The sequence below is a fragment of the Mycobacterium sp. 48b genome, assembly GCF_048282725.1.
GTDB lineage: Bacteria > Actinomycetota > Actinomycetes > Mycobacteriales > Mycobacteriaceae > Mycobacterium.
In genome coordinates, this window is sequence record NZ_JBLVUL010000001.1 from 2,674,723 (window position 1) to 2,696,067 (window position 21,345).

Genomic DNA, 21,345 nt, shown 5'->3' on the forward strand with positions numbered 1-21,345 from the left:
TCTCATTCCCTGCGTAGCAAGCCCAGTCGTTGCTCATAGGGTACGAGCGGCATGTTCAACACGTGCGCCACTGCCTTGGCGGGATCAATGCGGACGTAATTCGACTGCCCCCATTGGTATTCCTCGCCGGTGATCTCGTCGCGTACCCAGAACCGGTCATGTGATTCCATACCCAGTGCTTCCATGTTCAACCACAACATGGCTTCTTCTGCGCCGAACGGGTTGAGCGTCACCACCACGAGCACCGTGTCCCCGGTGATCGGATCGAACTTGCTGTAGGCGAGCAGCGCCTCGTTGTCCGCGTGGTGGAAGGTGAGGGTACGCAGCTGGCGCAGGGCCGGGTGCAGGCGCCGGATCTCGTTGAGGCGGGTCACGAACGGTTCGAGAGATCGGCCCTCGGCCAGTGCGGCCCCGAAGTCGCGGGGACGCAGCTCGTACTTCTCGGAGTCCAGATACTCCTCGCTGCCCTCGCGCACGGCCCGGTGCTCGAAAAGTTCGAATCCGGAATACATGCCCCACGACGGACTCATGGTCGCGGCCAGCACCGCGCGGATCGCGAACATGCCCGGGCCCCCGTGCTGCAGCGACTCGTGCAGGATGTCGGGGGTGTTCACCCACAGGCTCGGCCGCGCGCTGTCGGCATTCGCGGTGATCTCGTTGCCGAATTCGGTGAGCTCCCACTTGTTGGTGCGCCAGGTGAAGTACGTGTAGGACTGGGTGAAACCGCGTTTGGCCAACCCGTAGAGCCGGGCGGGCCGGGTGAACGCCTCGGACAGGAACAGTACGTCCGGATCCTCGTTCTTCACCTCGGCGATCAGCCAGACCCAGAAGTTCGGCGGTTTGGTGTGCGGGTTGTCGACACGAAAAATCTTGATGCCGTGAGAGATCCAGAACCGCACCACGCGCAGCACCTCGTGGTAGAGGCCGGCGGGATCGTTGTCGAAGTTGAGCGGATAGATGTCCTGGTACTTCTTGGGCGGGTTCTCCGCGTAGGCGATGGTGCCGTCCGGCAGGACTGTGAACCACTCCGGATGCGATGCGGCCCATGGATGATCGGGCGCGCACTGCAGCGCCAGATCCAGTGCCACCTCGACGCCCTGATTGCGGGCGGCGGCGACGAAGGCATCGAAGTCGTCGATCGTGCCCAGCGCGGGGTGCACGGCATCGTGGCCGCCCTCGTCGCTGCCGATCGCCCACGGCGACCCGACGTCGTCCGGTGCGGCGGTCACCGCGTTGTTGCGGCCCTTACGGTGCACCTTGCCGATCGGGTGGATGGGCGGCAGGTAGACGATGTTGAAACCCATCCGGGCGATCCGGGGCAACTGCTCGGCCGCGGTGGCGAACGTCCCGTGAACCGGATGCCCGGCTTTGTCCCAGCCGCCCGTTGACCGCGGGAACATCTCGTACCAGGAGGAGAACCGGGCCAGCGGCCGGTCCACCCAGACACCGTATTGCTCACCGCGGGTGATCAACTCGCGCAGCGGGTACTGGTCGAGCAGTTCGGTGACCTCGTCGGACAGCGCCGCGCCGGCACGAATGAACGGATCGCCGGGGACGCGCAGGGCCGCGGCCGCCTCGATCAAGGGATCGCGTAATTTGCGGGGCACCCCGGCCGCGGCGCGCTCGAGCAGGCGCGCCCCGACCAACAGGTCGTTGGACAACTCGGCCTCGCTCTGGCCGGCGCGCAACTTGGCATCGACAGCGTGACGCCAGGTCGCCAGCGGGTCGCCCCAACCGTCGACCCGGTACGTCCACAGCCCGACGCTGTCGGGCGTGAACTGGCCGTGGAACACGTCAGGTGTGTGTCCGGTGGACATCGGCAGGGCCTGCGGCTTGATGCGCTGTGAAGGACGCACATCAGCGTTGGTGGGCAACACGGTGTCGATCGGGACCGGTGATGCGGCCGTCCCTGGGCCGGTGGCCAGCCGCGGATAGTCGGTACCGAGATACCGCACCACCAGGGTGGCTGCCACCGCGTCATGGCCTTCGCGCCACACCGTGGCCCGTACCGGCACCACCTCGCCGACGACGGCTTTTGCCGGGAACTGCCCGCCGAACACCACAGGCGCGACATCGTCGATTCCGATACGACCGGCCACCCATCCACTCCTCACGTCGTCTCGATCAAGCGGCTGTCTGTGTTCACTCGCCTTGTCGCGTCTGATACCCACCGTAATGGGCTGCCCAATCTCGCGGGTGTTAAGCACGACCTGACGGCCGCCCTGTACGGATAACACCGTCTGAACGGATACCGCTCACCGCTGCGCGAACCGGAATTGTCAGTAAGGTTGGATCGCGTGAAAGCCCTCAGAAGGTTCACCGTCCGCGCGCACCTTCCCGAGCGGTTGGCGGCGCTGGAACGGCTGTCGATCAACCTGCGCTGGTCGTGGCACAAGCCCACCCAGGATCTGTTTGCTGTCATCGACGCCGACCTGTGGGAGCAGACCAACGGCGACCCGGTGGCGCTGCTGGGGGCGGTCAACCCGCAGCGGCTCGACGAACTGGCCGGTGACGAATCGTTTTTGGGCCGACTCGACGAGCTGGCGGCGGATCTGGACAACTACCTGAGCCGCCCGTTGTGGTACCAGCAGCAGATCACCGACGGGGTGGAGATGCCGAAGGGCATCGCGTACTTCTCGATGGAGTTCGGTGTCGCCGAGGTATTGCCCAACTATTCGGGCGGCCTGGGCATCCTGGCCGGTGACCACCTGAAATCCGCTTCGGACCTCGGGCTGCCGTTGATCGCGGTGGGCCTGTACTACCGCTCGGGATACTTCCGGCAGTCGCTGACCGCCGACGGCTGGCAGCACGAGACCTATCCGTCGCTGGACCCGCAGGGGTTGCCGCTGCGACTGCTCACCGACGAGTCCGGCGCACCGGTGCTGGTGGAGTTGGCCTTGCCGGATGCCCGTGACCTGCGGGCCCGGGTCTGGATCGCGCAGGTGGGCCGGATTCCGCTGCTCCTGCTCGATTCCGACGTTCCGGAGAACGAGCACGACCTGCGCGGGGTCACCGACCGGCTGTACGGCGGTGATCAGGAACACCGCATCAAGCAGGAGATCCTGGCCGGTATCGGCGGCGTGCGTGCGATCCGCGCCTTCACCGAGATCGAAAATCTCCCTGCCCCTGAGGTTTTCCACATGAACGAGGGGCATGCCGGCTTCCTCGGGGTCGAGCGGATCCGCGAACTGGTCGCGGCGGGGCTGGATTTCGACACCGCCCTGACGGTGGTGCGGTCCTCGACGGTGTTCACCACCCACACTCCGGTCCCAGCCGGTATCGACCGGTTCCCGGTCGAGATGATCAGGCGTTACTTCGGCAGCCCGCCCGGTGGCCCGGCCGACAGTCGCCTGCTTCCCGGGGTGCCGCTGGAGCGGGTGGTCGCGTTCGGCGCCGAGGACGATCCGTCGAAGTTCAACATGGCGCACATGGGTCTGCGGCTCGCCCAGCGGGCCAACGGGGTGTCGTTGTTGCACGGCCGGGTAAGCCGGGGCATGTTCAACGACCTGTGGCCGGGATTCGACCGGGCCGAGGTGCCGATCGGCTCGATCACCAACGGTGTCCATGCCCCGACCTGGGCCGCCCCGCAGTGGCTGGCACTGGGACGCGAGCTGATCGGCTCCGAGGCGGCCGAACCGGCGGTGTGGGAGCGGCTGCAGGAGGTCGAACCGGCACACATGTGGTGGATCCGCTCCCAGTTGCGCGAGACGCTGATCGGCGACGTGCGTGACCGGCTGCGCCGTTCCTGGCTGGAGCGTGGTGCGTCCGAGGCTGAACTGGGCTGGATCGCAACGGCTTTCGATCCCTCGGTGCTGACCGTCGGATTCGCCCGACGGGTGCCCACGTACAAGCGGCTGACGCTGATGCTGCGTGACCCGGACCGGCTGGAGAAACTGCTGCTCGACGAGAAGCGGCCGGTGCAGTTGATCGTTGCGGGGAAGTCGCACCCGGCCGACGACGGTGGCAAGGCACTCATCCAGCAGATCGTGCGGTTCGCCGACCGGCCGGACGTGCGGCACCGGATCGCGTTCCTGCCGGACTACGACATGTCGATGGCCCGGTTGCTGTACTGGGGTTGCGATGTCTGGCTCAACAACCCGCTGCGGCCGTTGGAGGCTTGCGGTACCTCGGGGATGAAGAGTGCGCTCAACGGCGGGCTGAACCTGTCGATCAGGGACGGCTGGTGGGACGAGTGGTACGACGGCGAGAACGGTTGGGAGATCCCGACCGCCGACGGATTGGATGACGAGGCCCGTCGCGACGACCTGGAGGCCGCGGCTCTCTACGACCTCCTCGAACACGCCGTGACACCGAAGTTCTACGAGCGCGACGAACACGGGGTGCCCACCCGCTGGGTCGAGATGGTGCGACACACGCTGCAGGTCCTCGGGCCGAAGGTGCTGGCCTCGCGGATGGTGCGGGACTACACCGAGAAGTACTACCTGCCTGCGGCGCAGTCGCTGCGGCAGACCGTCGAGGCCACGTCGGGAGAGCCGTTCGGTGCGGCCCGGGAACTGGCCGATTACCGGCGGCGGGCGCAGGAGGCCTGGCCGAAGATCCAGATCACGGATGTGGACAGCTACGGCCTGCCTGACACCCCGCTGCTGGGGTCACAGCTGACGCTGACCGCCACGGTGCAACTGGCGGGCCTGCGTCCCGACGAGGTGACGGTGCAGGCCGTGCTGGGCCGGGTGGACACCGGGGACGTGATCCTGAATCCGGTGACCGTGCCGATGGCGCACACCGGTTCGGCCGACGGCGGTACCGAGGTGTTCTCGACCTGCACACCGCTGCCGGTGGCCGGGCCGGTGGGCTACACCGTCCGGGTGTTGCCGCACCATCGGCTGCTCACCGCCGACAACGAGCTCGGCTTGGTGGCGCTGGCTTGAGTAGAGCGCTCAAAGTTCAGCTCGACGGTGGACCGTACGCGCTGGCCGCAGGAAGCGACGGCGCGATGTGGGTGACCCTGGTGCATGGTGGCGCCGTCGCCCGGATCTCGCCCGCCGGTGAGGTCAGCACGTACCCGGTCGGAGAATGTTCGCGCCCGTCGATCATTGCTGCCGGACCGGACGGAGCACTGTGGTTCACCCGGTCCGGCGACGACCGCATCGGCCGGATCAGCACCGCGGGGGAGTTGAGCTCCTTCGAATTACCTGGGGGCAGCGCACCTTTCGGGATCACTGCCGGCCCCGACGATGCATTGTGGTTCACCACGATGTCGTCGGGCGAGATCGGCAGGATCGGCACCGATGGTCAGATCAGCACCGCGGCCACGGTCGGCGGGATGCCGTCGATGATCACCAAGGGGCCCGACGACGCGCTGTGGTTCACACTGAACGAGACCGGCGCGGTGGGCCGGCTGACTGTCGACGGAACCCTCAAGGTGCGCGAATTACCCACTGCCGCAGCGGGTCCCGTCGGTATCGCGGCCACTCATGATGACGCCGTGTGGTTTACCGAGATCCGTGCCGACAAGATCGGCCGGATCCCGGTCAACGATGCGATCCAGGAGTTGGACCTGCCCGGCAAACCGCATGCGGTGGTCGCCGACCCGACCGACGGGGTGTGGGTCAGTCTGTGGGGTGCAGATCAGATCGCCCGAATCAGCGGCGACGGGGATGTGGTGACCATCGACCTGCCCTCCGGCAGCGAACCGCACGGGTTGGCGATCGGTCCCGACGGCGCCTGCTGGGTGGCACTGGAGTGTGGGTTCGTCCTGAAAATGCCCACCTGAGTGCGCAGGGGCGCTGACGGTCCGGTAAGTACATAGGCAGTCTTGTTCCCGCGGGGAACCGTACTGGGAGGCCGCCTGTGTTGATTCGCTCCGCCGGACTGCTCACTGCCGTTTCCCTGGCCTGCGCGGCGTCGGTGGCTCCGGCCTGGGCCGATCCCGTCGTGGCACCCGAAGTCGAGGTCGTCGCCGACGTGGTGCCCGCACCGGGCGAACCGGCCGCCGCCGACCTGGTCGAGTCGACCCCGCCGGCCAACCTCAAGACCCCCGACGGCTGGACCCTGACGGTGTCGGCCGGTGACGAGACGCAGGCCGTGGTGGCGCCGCTGACCACCGCGATTTCCTCGCGCGAATACGTGGTCGGTGGCACTTACCGCGGCGCGATGTCCGGACCCGACCACGATGACCCGCGCGGCACCCTGGAGGCCGGCTATCAGATCGGCTGCGGCATCGACATGAGTACCTCCAACGGCGTCTCCCTGACCGGCACCGCCGGGCTCAACTCGTCCATCGGAGTTCTGGGCACCGACGTGGTCTCGCCCTGGCCGGAGGGCATCCTGCCCGGGGTCGGCGCGAACATCGGCGGCGGTATCACGATCGGGCTCAAACCCGGCATCATCAACCTCATCCCGGTGGCCAAGAAGGAGTTCAAGGGCACTGACCCGTGGGTGATGATCAGCAACTTCCGGGTCAAGATCGACGGCTGCGTGGGGCAGTCGTTCATCCGGTCCTATGCGGTGCTGACCCGCTCGACCGACGAGTCCGAGGCGGTGCTCGCCTGGTACGGCACCACGAAGGTGGTCTGACCGCTCAGGCGAACCGCTTGAGGCAGCGTTCCTCGTCTCCGAGGATGCCGACCCGGAAGGCATCGATCCGGGCGAAGCCCGACGGCACCGACTCGCCGTTGACGTCGCTGGCTGCCAATCCGTTGGTGAGGATTCCCGATACCGCCTCGTCGACGTCACCCGCCGTCAGCAGAATGGTGTCGCCGTTGGGCAGGTTCACGGGTTTGATCATCCTGGCCGTGGCCACCCCGGTCAGGCAGGCGGTGCGCAGGGCGGCCTCGGCGTTGTCGAGCACCAGACCGCGGGCGTGCTGCAGGGCCAGCGCGTAGCGGGAGATCAGCACGGAGAAGGCGGTGTTGTCCCCGCCGGCCAGGTCGCCGACGTCGACCTCGTCGGAAGGCGCTGCGAGCGCTTGCAGTTCGGCCAGGTCGACCACGATGGTGTTGCTGTCAGGGCAGTAGGAAGCCGGCGGGCTGGGCCGTGCGCTCGGACAGTCCACCGCGGCGTCGGCCCGGAAGTCCAACTGCGGGGGATCGGCGGGTCTGAAGATGGTGTTCAGCGCGTCGATCATCGAACGCACCCAGCGTTCCGTGATGTCCAGGTCGCCGCTCTGGTCCTCGGGCAGCAGTACGGGAAGGTCACCGCGCCGTTGGTTGATCTCCTTGAGGTCGATCGCGGCACAGGCCGCGGGGCCGTCGGTGAACCCGAACTGGAAGGCCGAGATCCGTTCGAACGCCGAGCCGTGCTCGTCGATCCCGACCTGGGCCTGCGCCTCGGTCAGCAGCGGATCCCGGAACGCGATGACGGCGGCGAGCAGCTTGTTGAGCCCGTCGGCGGTGCTGAGCGCGAATCGCTGGGAATCGCCTTGGGCCACCCATCGCATGTAGGTGCCCGCCAGGCAGTCGGCCTGCTGTTCGGCGACCAGGGTGGGTGTCTTGCGGTCGATCAGCCCGGCCTGCTGCTGGATCGCGTGGCCGTACTCGTGGGCCAGCACCATGACGGCACCCATGTCGCCGTTCTGCCGGCGCAGGCCGGGCATCAGCACGCCCCGGTCCCAGCCTATGGTCCGATCCGGTTTGCAGAACGCGGCATTGACCAGTCCGTAGGTCTCCATCCCGCAGAACTCTCCGTCGAAACTCTCGGCGTCCCAGGAGATCAGCGCGCGGACCGGCTGGAACTCACCGTCGAACGCCTCTGAATAGGCACCCGACCAGAACTCTTCGAGGTCACTGACGGCACTGGCGGCGAGGTTGTCGATCTTGCCGCCGTCGGTGTTGGTGACCTTGCGCGAGGGCTTCTCGGCATCGGGACGCAGCCCGCTGGACCCGTCTGTTGCGGGCATACCGGCCACCGAGAAGGGATCGCTGAAGACCGACACTGCCGTGCCACCCACCAGGGATGAACAGGCGGCCAGCGGCAACGCCGTGCACACCGCGAACGCGATGCCGAACAGGGCGCGTCGGCTCATATGGATGCCTTCCGGTGCACTCTGGCGGCCAGCTGTCCGCGGGTATGCCGCACACACTAGTTAACTCAGCGCGCACAGGACGCGATATCAGCCCGCGCCCCGAAGCCGCTTGAGCGACTGTCGCACCCGCTCAGGGTCGGTGGTGGACCAGAACGGCGGCAGCGACGAACGCAGGTAGCCGCCGTAGCGGGCGGTCGCCAGCCGGGAGTCCAGCACGGCGATCACCCCGCGGTCGTCGGTGTGACGCAGCAGCCGGCCGGTGCCCTGGGCCAGCAACAGTGCGGCGTGGTTGGCCGCGATCGCCATGAAACCGTTGCCGCCGTGCGCGCTGATCGCCCGCTGCCGCGCGGTCAGCAACGGATCGTCCGGGCGGGGAAAGGGAATCCGGTCGATCAGGACCAACGACAGCGACGGCCCCGGGACGTCCACACCCTGCCACAGCGACAGGGTGCCGAACAGTGAGGTCTCGGGATCATCGGAAAACTGTTGCACCAGAGCCGAAGTGGTGTCCTCGCCCTGGCAGAGCACGGGGGTGGACAGCCGCTCGCGCATGACCTCGGCGGCGGCCTTGGCCGCGCGCATCGACGAGAACAGGCCCAGGGTGCGGCCACCGGCAGCGGTGATCAGTGCCTCGATCTCATCCAGGGTGCGAGTATCGGTGCCGTCGCGCCCGGGCGGCGGTAAATGCTTGGCCACGTAGAGGATTGCCGATTTGGCGTGGTCGAACGGTGACCCCACGTCAAGGCCACGCCAACCCGGTTTGGCCGGCTCGCCGGTCCTGCCGGGATTGGCCGGCTCGCCCGCCCAACCCGGTTTGGCCGGCTCGCCGGCCCTGCCCGGATTGGCCGGCTCGCCGGCGTCGGCGAAGCCGCCCAGACCCCAATTGCGTGCCATCGCGTCGAAGTTGCCGCCGAGGGTCAGCGTCGCCGAGGTCAGCACCGCGGTGGTGTTGGCGAACAATCTGGTGCGCAACAGGCCCGAGACCGACATCGGGGCCACCCGCAGCAGGGACCGCCCGGGCCGAGGAGCGCCGGTGTTTCCGGCGTTCGGTCCCTCGGACTGCTCCACCCAGACCACGTCGACGCGATCGGGGATGGGCGGCACGAACGAGGTGAGGATCCGGGTGGCGGTGTCGCTGACGTCGTTCAGTGCGGTGACGGCCTCGGTGCGCGCCGAGGCGGCCTGGGGGTCACTGGGGGTGGTGTCGATCGCCGTGCGCGCCGCGTTGGCCGCGTCGCGCAACGCCGTCAGGTAGGTACCCAGCTCCTCGCCGAGCACATCGATGCGGCCGGCGTCGAGTTCGTGGAGCAGCGAGGACAGCGTCGCGACGACGGCCTCGAAGCGTTGCGCCAGTTCGTCATCCACCAGTCGCGCCATCCTGCGGTGGGCGACCGCCATGGACGTCGCCGAGAGCTCGGCGGTGGCCACCCCGGTCACCCGGTCGGCGAGTTCGTGGGCCTCGTCGACCACCAGCAGCTCGTACTCGGGTAGCACCGAGTAGTCGGAGAGTGCATCGATGGCCAGCAGTGCGTGATTGGTGACGACGACGTCGGCGGCACCGGCCTTCTCCCGTGCCCGCTCGGCGAAGCAATCGGTGCCGAACTGACAACGCGACACCCCGATGCACTCGCGTGCCGACACGCTGACCTGCGACCAGGACCGGTCCGGCACACCGGGGGCCAGCTCGTCGCGGTCGCCGGTCTCGGTGTCCGAGGACCATTCCGTCAGCCGCTGCACATCGCGGCCCATGGCGCTGATCGCCATCGGCGAGAACAGTTCGTCCTGGGGGCGGTCGGCCGGCTCCTCCGCAGCGCCGTTGTGAATTTTGTTCAGGCACAGATAATTTCCGCGCCCCTTCAGCAAGGCGAATGTGGGCTTGCGCGGCAGTGCGTCGGCAAGCGAGTTCACCAGCCGGGGGAGATCGCGGTCCACGAGCTGACGCTGCAGGGCAATGGTGGCCGTCGAGACCACCACCGGCTGCTCGGTCTGCAGGGCGCGGGCGATCGACGGCACCAGATACGCCAGCGATTTGCCCGTGCCCGTGCCGGCCTGCACGGCCAGGTGCTCACCGGACTCGAATGCGTTGGCGACCGCCTCGGCCATCTCCACCTGACCCGGGCGGCCGGCACCGCCGAGGCCTTTCACGGCGATCTTGAGGAGGTTGGTCACCACGTTGGCCACCTCGCGGGATGGCTTCGATTTGGTCGTCATGTCCGGGCAGGCACGACCCGGGTGGGGATGGCCGGTTCGCCGCGGGACAACTTCAGGCCGTCCCAGGGGAGGCTGTGCAGCCCGGCGGTGACCCGCTCGCGGGCGGCGGCCAGGTCTGCTGCGGGGTGGTGTCCCTCGACCGGGACTCCGCCGGCGATGAGCGGGACGGTGAGTCTCCGTGCGGTGAGCCCAGATGTCTCCAGCGGCTCCTGACCGTACGGGTGGACCACTTCTTCGACGATCGTGCCCGAGGCCTTTGCGAGCCGAACGGCCTGCTTGCGGCCACCGTGGGACTCCTTGCGGCTGCTGCGCTTGGCCACCGGCATGCCGTCGACCTCGACCAGTTTGTAGACCATGCCCGCGGTCGGTGCGCCCGACCCGGTCACCACCGAGGTGCCGACCCCGTAGCTGTCGACGGGCTCGGCGCGAAGGGCGGCGATGGCGAACTCGTCCAGGTCGCCGGAGACCACGATCTTGGTGTTGGTGGCGCCGAGGCTGTCGAGCTGCTGGCGCACCTGGCGGGCCAGCACACCCAGATCGCCCGAATCGATGCGCACCGCACCCAGCTCCGGGCCGGCCGCCGCGATCGCGTTGGCCACGCCCGCGGTGATGTCATATGTGTCCACCAGCAGGGTGGTGCCGACGCCAAGGGCTGCCACCTGACCGCGGAACGCGGCCTGCTCGTCGGGTCCGGACTCGGTGGTGTGCACCAGCGTGTAGGCATGCGCCGCGGTGCCCAGCGCGGGTACCCCGTAACGCTGCTGGGCAGCCAGATTCGACGATCCGGTGAAGCCGGCCAGATAGGCCGCGCGGGCGGCGGCCACGGCGGCCAGCTCGTGGGTACGGCGTGAGCCCATCTCGATCATCGGCCGGCCGGCCGCGGCGCTGGCCATCCGGGCGGCTGCCGAGGCGATCGCCGTGTCGTGGTTGAGGATTGACAGCACGAGGGTCTCCAGCACCACGCATTCGGCGAAGGACCCGTGCACTGACAGAACCGGGGAGCCGGGGAAGTACAGCTCGCCCTCGGCGTAGCCGTCGACGTCACCGCTGAACCGGTAGCTCGCCAGGAAATCCAGGGTCGCCGTGTCCAGAAACTCCGACAGTGCGGTGAGTTCGAGGGAGGTGAACGTGAACTCTGCCAACGCTTCCACGAACCGTCCGGTGCCGGCGACCACTCCGTAGCGCCGCCCTTCGGGCAGGCGGCGGGCAAAGACTTCGAATGTGGTGCGGCGGTGCGCCGTGCCATCGCGAAGCGCGGCGGCGAGCATCGTCAGCTCGTACTTGTCGGTGAGCAACGCGACGGTCACACCAGCAACCGTAGCTGTTCGCGGCTGCTTCAATATCGCGGCACCCCGGCCGGTATTGTGGGCCCATGGTTACACCGGCGAAGGCCCGTCCGGGGACCCGTGAAGAGCGCAGCGTCGAGGCGGCGCCACGGGAAGATGCGGCCACCGAAAGCCCGTGGGTGACCATCGTCTGGGACGATCCGGTCAACCTGATGAACTACGTCACCTACGTGTTCCAGAAACTGTTCGGCTACAGCGAGCCACACGCCACCAAACTCATGCTGCAGGTGCACAACGAGGGCAAGGCCGTGGTCTCGGCGGGCAGCCGCGAGTCGATGGAAACCGACGTGTCCAAACTGCACGCCGCAGGGCTGTGGGCCACCATGCAACAGGACCGCTGATCGACTGTGCGCAAATGGAAAAGGGTCGAGACCGCCGGCGGTCAGCGGTTGCGCTCGGCGTTGGAGGCCCATGAGGCCGCGCTGCTGTCGAGCCTGGGAACGTCGATGCTCGGGATGCTCGAGGAACGCGGATCGTCCGGCCCCACAGACGAACTCGAGATGATCACCGGTATGAAGACCGGCAATCCGCAGGCGCCCGAGGATGCCACGATGAAACGCCTGCTCCCGGATTTCTATCGGCCGCAGACTGAGCATCCCGCCGGCTCGGGCACCGCCGAGAGCCTCAACAGTGCGCTGCGCGGGCTGCACGAGCCCGCCATCATCGAGGCCAAACGCGAAGCGGCCCAACGCTTGTTGGACACCATTCCCGACGGCGGCGGCAAGTTCGAGCTGACCGAGGAAGATGCGGAGGCATGGGCCGCGGCGGTCAACGACATCCGGCTGGCACTGGGCACCATGCTCGACATCGGTGCGCAGGGCCCCGACCAGTTGCCCCCCGAGCACCCGATGGCCGGGCACCTCGACGTCTATCAGTGGCTGACCGTGCTGCAGGAGTACCTCGTCCTCAGCCTGATGGGGAGATAGGACTGATGGGTTCGATCACCGACGTCGGCGGCATCCTGGTCGGCCACCACCACCGCATCGACCCCGACGCGACGCGGGGCTCGGGATGGGCGTCGGGATCGACCGTGGTGCTGGCCCCGCCGGGGACCGTCGGTGCCGTCGACGGACGCGGAGGCGCCCCCGGCACCCGCGAGACGGACCTGCTCGACCCGATAAACACCGTGCGCCACGTCGATGCCGTGGTGCTGACCGGTGGCAGTGCGTACGGTCTGGCTGCCGCTGACGGGGTGATGACCTGGCTGGAGGAGCAGGGCCGTGGGGTGGCGATGGACGGCGGCGTGGTGCCGATCGTGCCCGCCGCGGTGATCTTCGATCTGCCCGTCGGCGGCTGGGCCAACCGGCCGACTGCGGAGTTCGGCTACGCGGCCGCCTCGGCCGCCTCCACGGAGTTCGCGCTCGGGACCGTCGGCGGCGGTGTCGGTGCGCGGGCCGGAGTCCTCAAGGGCGGTGTCGGCACCGCCTCGGTGACCTTGGACTGTGGGGTGACCGTGGGTGCCCTCGTCGTCCTCAACGCCGCAGGTGACGTGGTGGATCCAGGCACCGGTCTGCCCTGGATGGCATCGCTGATCGAGGAGTTCGGGCTGATCGCCCCGCCCGCCGACCAGCTCGCCGCCTATGGCGATCGACACCGCGAGATCGGGCCACTCAACACCACCATCGCGGTGGTCGCCACCGACGCCGAGCTCAGCCCGGCCGGGTGTCGTCGGGTGGCCGTCGCGGCGCACGACGGACTGGCCCGGACCATCTCGCCGTGTCACACCCCGCTGGATGGCGATACGGTGTTTGCGCTGGCGACCGGCGCGGTGACCGTCGAACCCGACGAGAAAACGCCGGTGGCGATGTCGCCGGAGACGGCACTGGTCACCCGGGTCGGGGCGGCCGCCGCGGACGTGCTGGCCCGCGCTGTGATGGTCGGGTTGCTGGCCGCCGAGCCGGTGGCCGGAATACCGACCTACCGTGACATGTTGCCGGGAGCGTTCGAATGAAGGGAGTCGTGCTGTGCTGGTGATCCGCCGGGATCTCGTCGAGGCCATGGTGGCGCATGCCCGCGCCGACCATCCTGACGAGGCGTGTGGGGTGATCGCCGGGCCAGAGGGCTCCGATCGGCCGGACCGGTTCATCGCGATGGTCAATGCCGAGCGTTCCCCGACCTTCTACCGCTTCGACTCGGGCGAGCAGCTCAAGGTGTGGCGCGCGATGGACGAAGCCGACGAGGTACCCGTCGTCATCTACCACTCGCACACCGCCACCGAGGCCTACCCGAGCCGCACCGACATCTCATACGCCTCCGAGCCGGATGCGCACTATGTGCTCGTCTCCACGCGGGACCCCCAAGAGCACGAGCTGCGCAGCTACCGAATCGTCGACGGCGTCGTCACCGAGGAACCCGTCACTATCGTCGAGCAGTACACATAAGGAGCACTCATGGCAGTAACCGTTTCGATCCCGACCATCCTGCGTCCGCACACCGACGGGCAGAAGCGCGTCAGCGCCTCCGGCGACACCTTGCAGGCGGTGATCGCCGACCTCGAGGCCAACTACTCCGGCATTTCCGACCGACTGGTTGACAACGGCAAGCTGCACCGCTTCGTCAACATCTACGTCAACGACGAGGACGTGCGGTTCTCCGGTGGGCTGGACACCACCATCGCCGACGGCGACTCGGTGACCATCCTGCCCGCCGTCGCGGGTGGAGCCTAACGCTCCATGACCAGATACGACTCGCTGCTGCAAGCCCTCGGCAACACCCCGTTGGTCGGGCTGCAGCACCTGTCGCCGCGGTGGGAGGACGGGGCCGACGGGCCGCATGTGCGGCTGTGGGCCAAGCTCGAGGACCGCAACCCGACCGGCTCGATCAAGGACCGGCCCGCGCTGCGCATGATCGAGCAGGCCGAGCGTGACGGGCTGCTGAGCCCCGGCGCGACGATCTTGGAGCCCACCAGCGGCAACACCGGGATCTCGCTGGCCATGGCCGCGATGCTCAAGGGCTACAACATGATCTGCGTGATGCCCGAGAACACCTCCATCGAGCGGCGTCAGATCCTCGAACTCTATGGCGCGCGGATCATCTTCAGCGCTGCCGAGGGCGGCTCCAACACCGCCGTGGCGACCGCGAAAGAGCTTGCGGCCCAGAACCCTTCGTGGGTGATGCTGTACCAGTACGGCAACCCGGCCAACAGCGATGCGCACTACTACGGCACCGGCCCGGAATTGCTGGCCGACCTGCCCGAGATCACCCACTTCGTCGCAGGGCTCGGCACCACCGGCACCCTGATGGGCACCGGCCGCTTCCTGCGCGAGCGGGTGCCGGGTGTGCAGATCGTGGCCGCCGAACCGCGCTACGGCGAGGGTGTGTACGCGCTGCGCAACATCGACGAGGGATTCATCCCCGAGTTGTACGACCCCGACGTGCTGACCACCCGGTTCTCGGTGGGCTCCTACGACGCGGTCAAACGCACCCGCGATCTGGTGACCCGCGAAGGCATCTTCGCCGGCATCTCGACGGGCGCGGTCCTGCACGCGGCGCTGGGGATGGGGGCCAAGGCGGCAAAGGCCGGCCAGCGCGCCGACATCGCGTTCGTCGTCGCCGACGCGGGTTGGAAGTATCTGTCCACGGGTGCCTACGCCGGTAGCCTTGATGACGCAGAGGATGCGTTGGAAGGGCAGCTATGGGCGTGAGCGGGCAGGGATGACCAACCTCCCTTCGACGGCACCGAAAAAGCGGCCGGCCTGGATCGTCGGCGGCGTCACGATCGTCAGCTTCGTCGCGCTGCTGTACGTGATCGAGATCGTCGACACCGCGATGGGCCACCGGCTCGACCAGGACGGCATCCGGCCCCTGCAGACCGACGGACTGTGGGGCATCCTGTGGGCGCCGCTGCTGCACGGCGGCTGGCCGCACCTGATCGCCAACACCGTGCCCGCCCTGGTGCTCGGCTTTCTCATGACGCTGGCCGGGATGGGGCGATTCATCGCCGCGACCGCCATCATCTGGATCCTCGGCGGGTTCGGCACGTGGTTGATCGGCAACATCGGCCTGCACTGCCCCTACGTGAGCGTGCAGTGCACGAGCACTCACATCGGCGCATCCGGCTTGATCTTCGGCTGGCTGGCGTTCCTGATCGTGTTCGGGTTCTTCACCCGCAATGTGTGGGAGATCGTGATCGGCGTCGTCGTGCTCTTCGTCTACGGCGGCGTCCTGTTCGGAGTGCTGCCCGGCAATGCGGGGGTGTCCTGGCAGGGCCACCTGAGCGGGGCTGTTGCGGGCATCATCGCCGCCTATCTGCTGTCCGGACCGGAACGCAAGTCGCGGGAAGCGAAGAAGAACTCCGCCCGGCTGAGCGCATGAACATATGAACGACCGCCTGGCCCCCGTCGGCATCTTCGACTCCGGCGTCGGCGGACTGACCGTGGCCCGCGCGATCATCGACCAGCTGCCCGACGAGGACATCATCTACGTCGGCGACACCGGCAACGGTCCCTACGGGCCGCTGACCATTCCCGAGATCCGGGCGCACTCGTTGACCATCGGCGACGATCTGGTGGCCCGTGGTGTCAAGGCTCTGGTGATCGCATGCAACACGGCGTCGTCGGCCTGCCTGCGCGACGCCCGCGAGCGCTACTCGCCGGTGCCGGTGGTCGAGGTGATCCTGCCCGCGGTGCGGCGCGCGGTGGCCGCCACCCGCAACGGACGCATCGGGGTGATCGGCACTGCCGCCACGATCGCCTCGGGCGCCTATCAGGACGCGTTCGCGGCCGCACGTGACACCGAGGTGTTCGGGGTGGCCTGCCCGCGCTTCGTCGACTTCGTCGAGCGCGGGGTCACCAGCGGGCGTCAGGTGCTCGGTCTGGCCGAGGGCTATCTGGAGCCACTGCAGCGCGCCGAGGTGGACACCCTGGTGTTGGGCTGCACGCACTATCCGATGCTGTCCGGGCTCATCCAGTTGGCCATGGGCGACAACGTCACCCTGGTGTCCTCGGCCGAGGAGACGGCGAAGGACCTGCTCCGGGTGCTCACCGAGCTCGATTTGCTGAAGCCGCACGAATCCGGGCCTGCGCAGCGGGTGTTCGAGGCCACCGGAGATCCGGAGGCATTCACCGCGCTCGCCACCCGATTCCTGGGGCCGGGACTGGACGGGGCGCGGCAGGTGCGGCGTCACGCGGGCGTCCGAAAATGATCTCCGTCGCCCAAACCGGCGATGTCTTGGCAACGCGCACATCGGGCATGGCAAGCTAGACACTGTGCGATTGACCATCCTGGGATGCTCCGGCAGCGTTGTCGGCCCGGATTCGGCAGCCTCCGGTTATCTCGTCACCGCACCAGACACGATTCCGATGGTCGTCGACTTCGGTGGTGGCGTTCTCGGTGCGTTGCAGCGCTACGCCGATCCGAATTCGGTCAACGTGTTGCTGTCGCATCTGCACGCCGATCACTGCCTGGATCTGCCCGGCTTGTTCGTCTGGCGCCGGTATCACCCGATCCCGGCCACCGAGCGCGGCCTGATGTACGGGCCGGCCAACACGTGGGCCCGGTTGGGTGCGGCGTCGTCGCCCGAAGGCGGCGAGATCGACGACTTCACCGACATCTTCGAGGTGCGGCACTGGGAGGACGGCTCCCCGGTGCAGATGGGCACGCTCAACATCACGCCGCGGCTGGTGTGTCATCCGACCGAGTCCTATGGCATGCGCTTCACCGATCCGTCCGGGGCGACCCTGGTCTACAGCGGCGACACCGGCTACTGCGACGCGCTGGTCGAACTCGCTCGGGGAGCCGACGTCTTCCTGTGCGAGGCGTCGTGGACGCACGATCCTTCGCGTCCGCCCCATCTGCACCTGTCGGGCACCGAGGCGGGGCGCGCGGCGGCAGAGGCCGGCGTCGGTGAGCTGCTGTTGACCCACATTCCGCCGTGGACCTCACGCGAGGACGTGATCAGCGAAGCCAAGGCCGAGTTCGACGGCCCGGTGCACGCCGTGGTGTGCGGCGAGACCTTCGACGTCACCCGGGGCTGACCCGCTAGGGTTGGCGGGTGTCCAAGCGAGAAGACGGTCGTCTTGACGACGAGCTGCGCCCGGTAACCATCACCCGCGGTTTCACATCGCATCCCGCAGGCTCGGTACTGGTGGAGTTCGGCCAGACCCGCGTCATGTGCACCGCCTCGGTCACCGAGGGTGTGCCGCGCTGGCGGAAGGGCTCCGGGCAGGGCTGGCTGACCGCCGAATACGCCATGCTGCCGGCCGCCACGCACGACCGCTCGGACCGGGAATCGGTCAAGGGCCGCGTGGGCGGTCGCACCCAGGAGATCAGCCGGCTGGTCGGACGCTCGCTGCGGGCGTGCATCGACCTCGGCGCACTGGGGGAGAACACCATCGCCATCGACTGTGACGTGCTGCAGGCCGACGGCGGTACCCGCACCGCGGCCATCACCGGCGCCTACGTCGCACTCTCCGATGCCGTCACGTATCTGGCTGCGGCGGGACGGCTTTCCGATCCACGCCCGCTGTCGTGCGCGATCGCGGCCGTATCGGTGGGCGTGGTCGACGGACGCGTCCGGGTCGACCTGCCCTACGTCGAGGATTCCCGCGCCGAGGTGGACATGAACGTCGTCGCCACCGATACCGGGACCCTGGTGGAGATCCAGGGCACCGGCGAGGGCGCGACCTTCCCCCGGTCCACGCTGGACAAGATGCTCGACGCGGCGCTGGGCGCCTGCGATCAGTTGTTCGTGATCCAGCGCGAGGCACTGGAACTGCCGTATCCGGGCGTGCTGCCGGAAGGGCCCGCGGCCAAGAAAGCGTTCGGAAGCTGAGTGCCGTCCCTTCTTGTAGCCAGCCGTAACGCCAAGAAGCTGGCCGAGCTGCGCCGGGTGCTGGACGCCGCCGGGATCACCGGGCTGGACCTGGTGTCCCTGGCCGACGTCGCTGCGTACGACGAGGCGCCCGAAACCGGCGCGACGTTCGAGGAGAACGCACTGGCCAAGGCTTCAGACGGTTTTCGTGCCACCGGATTGGCTTGTGTGGCCGACGATTCCGGGATCTCCGTGGATGCCCTGAACGGGATGCCCGGAGTGCTCTCCGCGCGGTGGTCCGGCAGGCACGGGGACGACCCGGCGAACACGTCCTTACTCTTGGGGCAGCTGGCCGATGTGCCCGACGAACGGCGCGGCGCGGCGTTCGTGTCGGCGTGTGCGCTGGTGTCTGCGTCCGGTTCCACGGTGGTGCGCGGGGAGTGGCCGGGCACGGTCACCCGCGAGCCCCGCGGCGACGGCGGGTTCGGTTACGACCCGGTGTTCCTGCCTGAGGGATCGACCCGTACCGCAGCCGAGTTGACGCCGGCGGAGAAGGACGCGGCGTCGCATCGCGGCCGCGCGCTGGCGTTGTTGGTGCCTGCGCTGCGCGAGTTGGCGGGGTCGTAGGGCTCTCACCGGCGGCGGTTTGTCACGCTGGCGCACCGCTCGAGGTCGAGTGTCACGTCGGCGTGCGCGGAACTGGCCGCGGCGCAGCGATTGTCACGCTGGAGTGGCTGTGGAGCGCCGGCGTCACTCCAACGTGACAAAGAGGTGATGGCCTCGACGGCCCGCGGTTACAGCTCGAAGCGCTTCTTGAGATCCAGCGTGTTGAAGTGCTCGACGATGATGCCAAGGAGCGGGATCGTGCCCGCGAGCAGCACCCCGATCGTCTTGCCGATGGGCCAGCGGACCTTCACCGCGAGGTTGGCTGTGAACAGCAGGTAGATGAAGTACACCCAGCCGTGCACGATGCCGATCCAGCTCGGCGGGTTGTCCACCTGGACGATGTACTTGAGCACCATCTCGTAGCACAGTGCGATGAGCCAGAGGCCCGTCGTCCACGCCAGCACGCGGTAGCCCAGCAGGGCCTTGCGGATGGCCTCCTTGGGAGTCGAAACAACCGGCGTGACCTCGGCGCCCGGTTCTGGTGCGGTCATCTATCGGTCCTGTCTTTCTTCTCGGGCTCTGCGTCGGACTTGGCCAGCTCGGCAAGGTAGGCGTTGTATTCGGACAGTTCTTGATCGCCGGCATCCGCGGCCGCGGCCTTGGGACGCTCCGGCAACAAGCCTGCGGGGATCTCGGTGAGCTCGTCGCTGGGCCGCTCCGGTGGGGCGTCCTCGTAGCGCACGAACTTGTAGTAGGCGTAGAAGCAGAACCCGGCGAACATCGGCCACTGCAGGGCGTAGCCGAGGTTCTGGAAGGTGCCCGAGGCCGATTCGTAGCGGGTCCACTGCCACCAGGCCAACGCCAGGCAGCCCGCGGCGCCGAGACAGACCAGTGCGATGAGCGCTGGTCTCCTACGCCGTGTAGTGGACATTCGTCCATGGTACGGCGCGGCTCTTGAGGCCGACGAATGTGTCGAGGTGGCCCGGGTCGCCTGCGGTAGGCTGAGCGCGCTCCACGCGGGCGTGGCGCAATTGGCTGACGCGCCGGCTTTAGGTGCCGGTGTTCGAAAGAACGTGTGGGTTCGAGTCCCACCGCCCGCACTCGTCAACTCACGTGGTGATCACGGTCGATGCTCGGTTACCGAACCCTCGGCGACCGGCGCCCGCAACTCCGCACGTAGCGACGCGATCTCGGCCCGCAGGTCATTGATGTGCGCCGCCGTGACGGCCGCAGTGGCAGCGTCGTCAACCGCGACGGTCTGCACGATCCACGAAGCGATCGTCGCCGTGATCGAACCGACCAGGCTGATCCCGCCGATCATCAACAGCGCGGCGATGACTCGTCCGGTGGTGGTGACCGGATACATGTCGCCATAGCCGACCGTGGTGATGGTGGTGATCGCCCACCAGATCGCCTGGCCGAAATCGGTGATGTGGGCGTCGGGGTGCCCACGCTCGGCCTGCAGCACAGCCAGCGACGCGACGTACACCAGCAGTACCGCACCCGAGATCGTGTAGAGGATGACCTTGCCGCGGATCGCATGGCCGACGGCTTTCTGGATCACCCCGATCAGCACCACGAGGCGGAGCAGCCGCAGTGGCCGCAAAAGCGGCAGCAGCACGATCGCCAGATCCACAAGGTGGGTCCGGAACCAGTGCTTGCGGTCGTCGGACAGGTACAGCCGGGCCGCATAGTCCGCGGTGAACACCGCCCAGGTGAGCCAGGTCGCCAGTTCGACGGCCCGGGCCGCCAGCCCGTGCGGCTGAACCAGCACCTCCACCGAATATGCGGCGAGGAACACCGCCGCCACCGAGGCCAGCGGCCACTCGGCGCGTGCTTCCCATCTGTCGAGGCGCTGCTGCGTCGTCATCGCAAAAGTGTGCGGCACCACTCGGCGACGGGCACGCGCAACCCCGCCGGTGACGCCGTATCGTTCCATCTCGCCGAGGCGCGGCGGAGGCGTACGACGCGCGGGTGGCGCGGAAGGGGATCGGACACAGGTGAGTAAGCGGATTGTCGCGTTGATCGCGGCAGTGGTGGTAATCGCGTCGGGTTGCGGTAAGGGCGACGAAGCGTCCGGGCAGACCATCACCCCCGGCCACTCTCAGACGTCTCCTTCGGGCACCTACACCGCCTTCGCGGAGGAGGGTACCGAGGAGAACGGGGTGAAGCCCTGGGTCGCGGTGGTGCGGGACAATGCCGGAAAAGAGGTCTTCCACGACCATTCGTCCTACAGCCCACGCGACGGTGTGATGATCACCTGGCTGCCCACCGAACCCCAACAGCTGTGGGTGTATTCGGGCGACGGCGGTGTCTACCGGATCGCTCCGGGTACCCACGGCGGGTGGACGAGGAGCGCCGTCAAACCTGAGAACGTGCCGTCGGAGATATCCGGTCTCTGGGAGTCTTCGCGATCCTGAGTCAAGGCACTGTCGGTCGGGTGCAGA

General features: G+C 67.9%; 22 protein-coding genes and 1 tRNA gene. 16 read left to right on the forward strand and 7 right to left on the reverse strand.

Annotated elements, in window-relative coordinates; genetic code table 11:
• Window positions 1-2 precede the first annotated feature (2 nt).
• Window positions 3-2,099, reverse strand: a complete 2,097-nt coding sequence (locus tag ACNQR1_RS13080; protein WP_418046583.1) for an alpha-1,4-glucan--maltose-1-phosphate maltosyltransferase — start codon at window positions 2,097-2,099, stop codon at window positions 3-5.
• Between the two features lie 198 nt (window positions 2,100-2,297).
• Here ACNQR1_RS13080 and ACNQR1_RS13085 point away from each other — a divergent pair, with 198 nt between their 5' ends.
• From ACNQR1_RS13085 to ACNQR1_RS13095, 3 genes are all read left to right on the forward strand, one after another.
• Window positions 2,298-4,889 (forward strand): glycosyltransferase family 1 protein, encoded by a 2,592-nt coding sequence (locus tag ACNQR1_RS13085; protein ID WP_418046585.1) that lies wholly within the window; start codon window positions 2,298-2,300, stop codon window positions 4,887-4,889.
• Window positions 4,890-4,954: 65 nt separating this feature from the next.
• Window positions 4,955-5,734, forward strand: coding sequence for a virginiamycin B lyase (locus ACNQR1_RS13090; protein ID WP_418050356.1), 780 nt, complete (start codon window positions 4,955-4,957; stop codon window positions 5,732-5,734).
• 77 nt (window positions 5,735-5,811) lie between these two features.
• A complete protein-coding gene (locus ACNQR1_RS13095) occupies window positions 5,812-6,537 on the forward strand; it encodes an MspA family porin (RefSeq protein WP_418046587.1) in 726 nt (241 codons plus the stop codon).
• Between the two features lie 4 nt (window positions 6,538-6,541).
• Here ACNQR1_RS13095 and ACNQR1_RS13100 read toward each other — a convergent pair whose 3' ends face one another.
• The 3 genes from ACNQR1_RS13100 to ACNQR1_RS13110 all read right to left on the reverse strand — a co-directional run bounded on the left by ACNQR1_RS13100 (window position 6,542) and on the right by ACNQR1_RS13110 (window position 11,502).
• Window positions 6,542-7,984, reverse strand: a complete 1,443-nt coding sequence (locus tag ACNQR1_RS13100) for a neutral zinc metallopeptidase (RefSeq protein ID WP_418046589.1) — start codon at window positions 7,982-7,984, stop codon at window positions 6,542-6,544.
• An 87-nt stretch (window positions 7,985-8,071) separates the two neighbouring features.
• Window positions 8,072-10,195, reverse strand: coding sequence for a helicase C-terminal domain-containing protein (locus ACNQR1_RS13105; protein WP_418046591.1), 2,124 nt, complete (start codon window positions 10,193-10,195; stop codon window positions 8,072-8,074).
• Window positions 10,192-11,502 (reverse strand): nicotinate phosphoribosyltransferase, encoded by a 1,311-nt coding sequence (locus ACNQR1_RS13110; RefSeq protein WP_418046593.1) that lies wholly within the window; start codon window positions 11,500-11,502, stop codon window positions 10,192-10,194. Before ACNQR1_RS13110 ends, ACNQR1_RS13105 begins: the two co-directional genes overlap by 4 nt.
• A gap of 65 nt (window positions 11,503-11,567) precedes the next feature.
• Between ACNQR1_RS13110 and clpS the strand changes: the two genes are divergently transcribed.
• The 11 genes from clpS to rdgB all read left to right on the forward strand — a co-directional run bounded on the left by clpS (window position 11,568) and on the right by rdgB (window position 18,919).
• Window positions 11,568-11,882: an ATP-dependent Clp protease adapter ClpS gene (gene clpS, locus ACNQR1_RS13115; RefSeq protein WP_044522132.1), complete on the forward strand. Its 315-nt coding sequence runs from the start codon at window positions 11,568-11,570 to the stop codon at window positions 11,880-11,882.
• Between the two features lie 6 nt (window positions 11,883-11,888).
• On the forward strand, window positions 11,889-12,467 hold the full coding sequence (locus ACNQR1_RS13120) for a DUF2017 domain-containing protein (protein WP_418046595.1): 579 nt from the start codon (window positions 11,889-11,891) through the stop codon (window positions 12,465-12,467).
• 5 nt (window positions 12,468-12,472) lie between these two features.
• Complete coding sequence (locus ACNQR1_RS13125; RefSeq protein WP_418046597.1) at window positions 12,473-13,492, forward strand: P1 family peptidase; 1,020 nt, start codon at window positions 12,473-12,475, stop codon at window positions 13,490-13,492.
• Window positions 13,464-13,922 carry a Mov34/MPN/PAD-1 family protein gene (locus ACNQR1_RS13130; RefSeq protein WP_418046599.1) on the forward strand — a complete coding sequence of 153 codons (459 nt, stop codon included), beginning with the start codon at window positions 13,464-13,466 and terminating at the stop codon, window positions 13,920-13,922. The genes ACNQR1_RS13125 and ACNQR1_RS13130 overlap by 29 nt, the downstream gene beginning before the upstream one ends.
• 9 nt (window positions 13,923-13,931) lie before the next feature.
• Window positions 13,932-14,207, forward strand: a complete 276-nt coding sequence (locus ACNQR1_RS13135; RefSeq protein ID WP_075923712.1) for a MoaD/ThiS family protein — start codon at window positions 13,932-13,934, stop codon at window positions 14,205-14,207.
• Between the two features lie 6 nt (window positions 14,208-14,213).
• Window positions 14,214-15,185 (forward strand): cysteine synthase, encoded by a 972-nt coding sequence (locus tag ACNQR1_RS13140; RefSeq protein WP_418046601.1) that lies wholly within the window; start codon window positions 14,214-14,216, stop codon window positions 15,183-15,185.
• Between the two features lie 10 nt (window positions 15,186-15,195).
• Window positions 15,196-15,855, forward strand: a complete 660-nt coding sequence (locus ACNQR1_RS13145) for a rhomboid family intramembrane serine protease (protein ID WP_418046603.1) — start codon at window positions 15,196-15,198, stop codon at window positions 15,853-15,855.
• A 4-nt stretch (window positions 15,856-15,859) separates the two neighbouring features.
• The gene (murI, locus tag ACNQR1_RS13150) at window positions 15,860-16,684 is read left to right on the forward strand and encodes a glutamate racemase (protein ID WP_418046605.1); all 825 of its coding nucleotides are present in this window, start codon (window positions 15,860-15,862) and stop codon (window positions 16,682-16,684) included.
• 64 nt (window positions 16,685-16,748) lie between these two features.
• Complete coding sequence (locus tag ACNQR1_RS13155) at window positions 16,749-17,516, forward strand: cyclic nucleotide-degrading phosphodiesterase (RefSeq protein ID WP_418046607.1); 768 nt, start codon at window positions 16,749-16,751, stop codon at window positions 17,514-17,516.
• Window positions 17,517-17,533: 17 nt separating this feature from the next.
• Entirely contained in the window at window positions 17,534-18,313 is a 780-nt protein-coding gene (gene rph, locus ACNQR1_RS13160; protein ID WP_418046609.1) for a ribonuclease PH, read from the forward strand.
• On the forward strand, window positions 18,314-18,919 hold the full coding sequence (rdgB, locus tag ACNQR1_RS13165; RefSeq protein ID WP_418046611.1) for an RdgB/HAM1 family non-canonical purine NTP pyrophosphatase: 606 nt from the start codon (window positions 18,314-18,316) through the stop codon (window positions 18,917-18,919). It abuts the gene before it with no gap.
• Between the two features lie 167 nt (window positions 18,920-19,086).
• Here the strand turns inward: rdgB and ACNQR1_RS13170 are convergent, their stop codons facing one another.
• Window positions 19,087-19,449, reverse strand: coding sequence for a DUF3817 domain-containing protein (locus ACNQR1_RS13170; protein WP_418046613.1), 363 nt, complete (start codon window positions 19,447-19,449; stop codon window positions 19,087-19,089).
• Window positions 19,446-19,829 carry a hypothetical protein gene (locus ACNQR1_RS13175; RefSeq protein WP_418046615.1) on the reverse strand — a complete coding sequence of 128 codons (384 nt, stop codon included), beginning with the start codon at window positions 19,827-19,829 and terminating at the stop codon, window positions 19,446-19,448. Before ACNQR1_RS13175 ends, ACNQR1_RS13170 begins: the two co-directional genes overlap by 4 nt.
• A gap of 85 nt (window positions 19,830-19,914) precedes the next feature.
• Here ACNQR1_RS13175 and ACNQR1_RS13180 point away from each other — a divergent pair.
• Window positions 19,915-19,998 (forward strand) — tRNA-Leu (locus ACNQR1_RS13180).
• Window positions 19,999-20,018: 20 nt separating this feature from the next.
• On the opposite strand, the gene ACNQR1_RS13185 is transcribed toward ACNQR1_RS13180, so the two are convergent.
• Window positions 20,019-20,768 (reverse strand): potassium channel family protein, encoded by a 750-nt coding sequence (locus ACNQR1_RS13185; RefSeq protein WP_418046617.1) that lies wholly within the window; start codon window positions 20,766-20,768, stop codon window positions 20,019-20,021.
• Window positions 20,769-20,898: 130 nt separating this feature from the next.
• On the opposite strand from ACNQR1_RS13185, the gene ACNQR1_RS13190 reads away from it, so the two are divergent.
• Window positions 20,899-21,318, forward strand: coding sequence for a hypothetical protein (locus tag ACNQR1_RS13190; RefSeq protein ID WP_418046619.1), 420 nt, complete (start codon window positions 20,899-20,901; stop codon window positions 21,316-21,318).
• Window positions 21,319-21,345 lie beyond the last annotated feature (27 nt).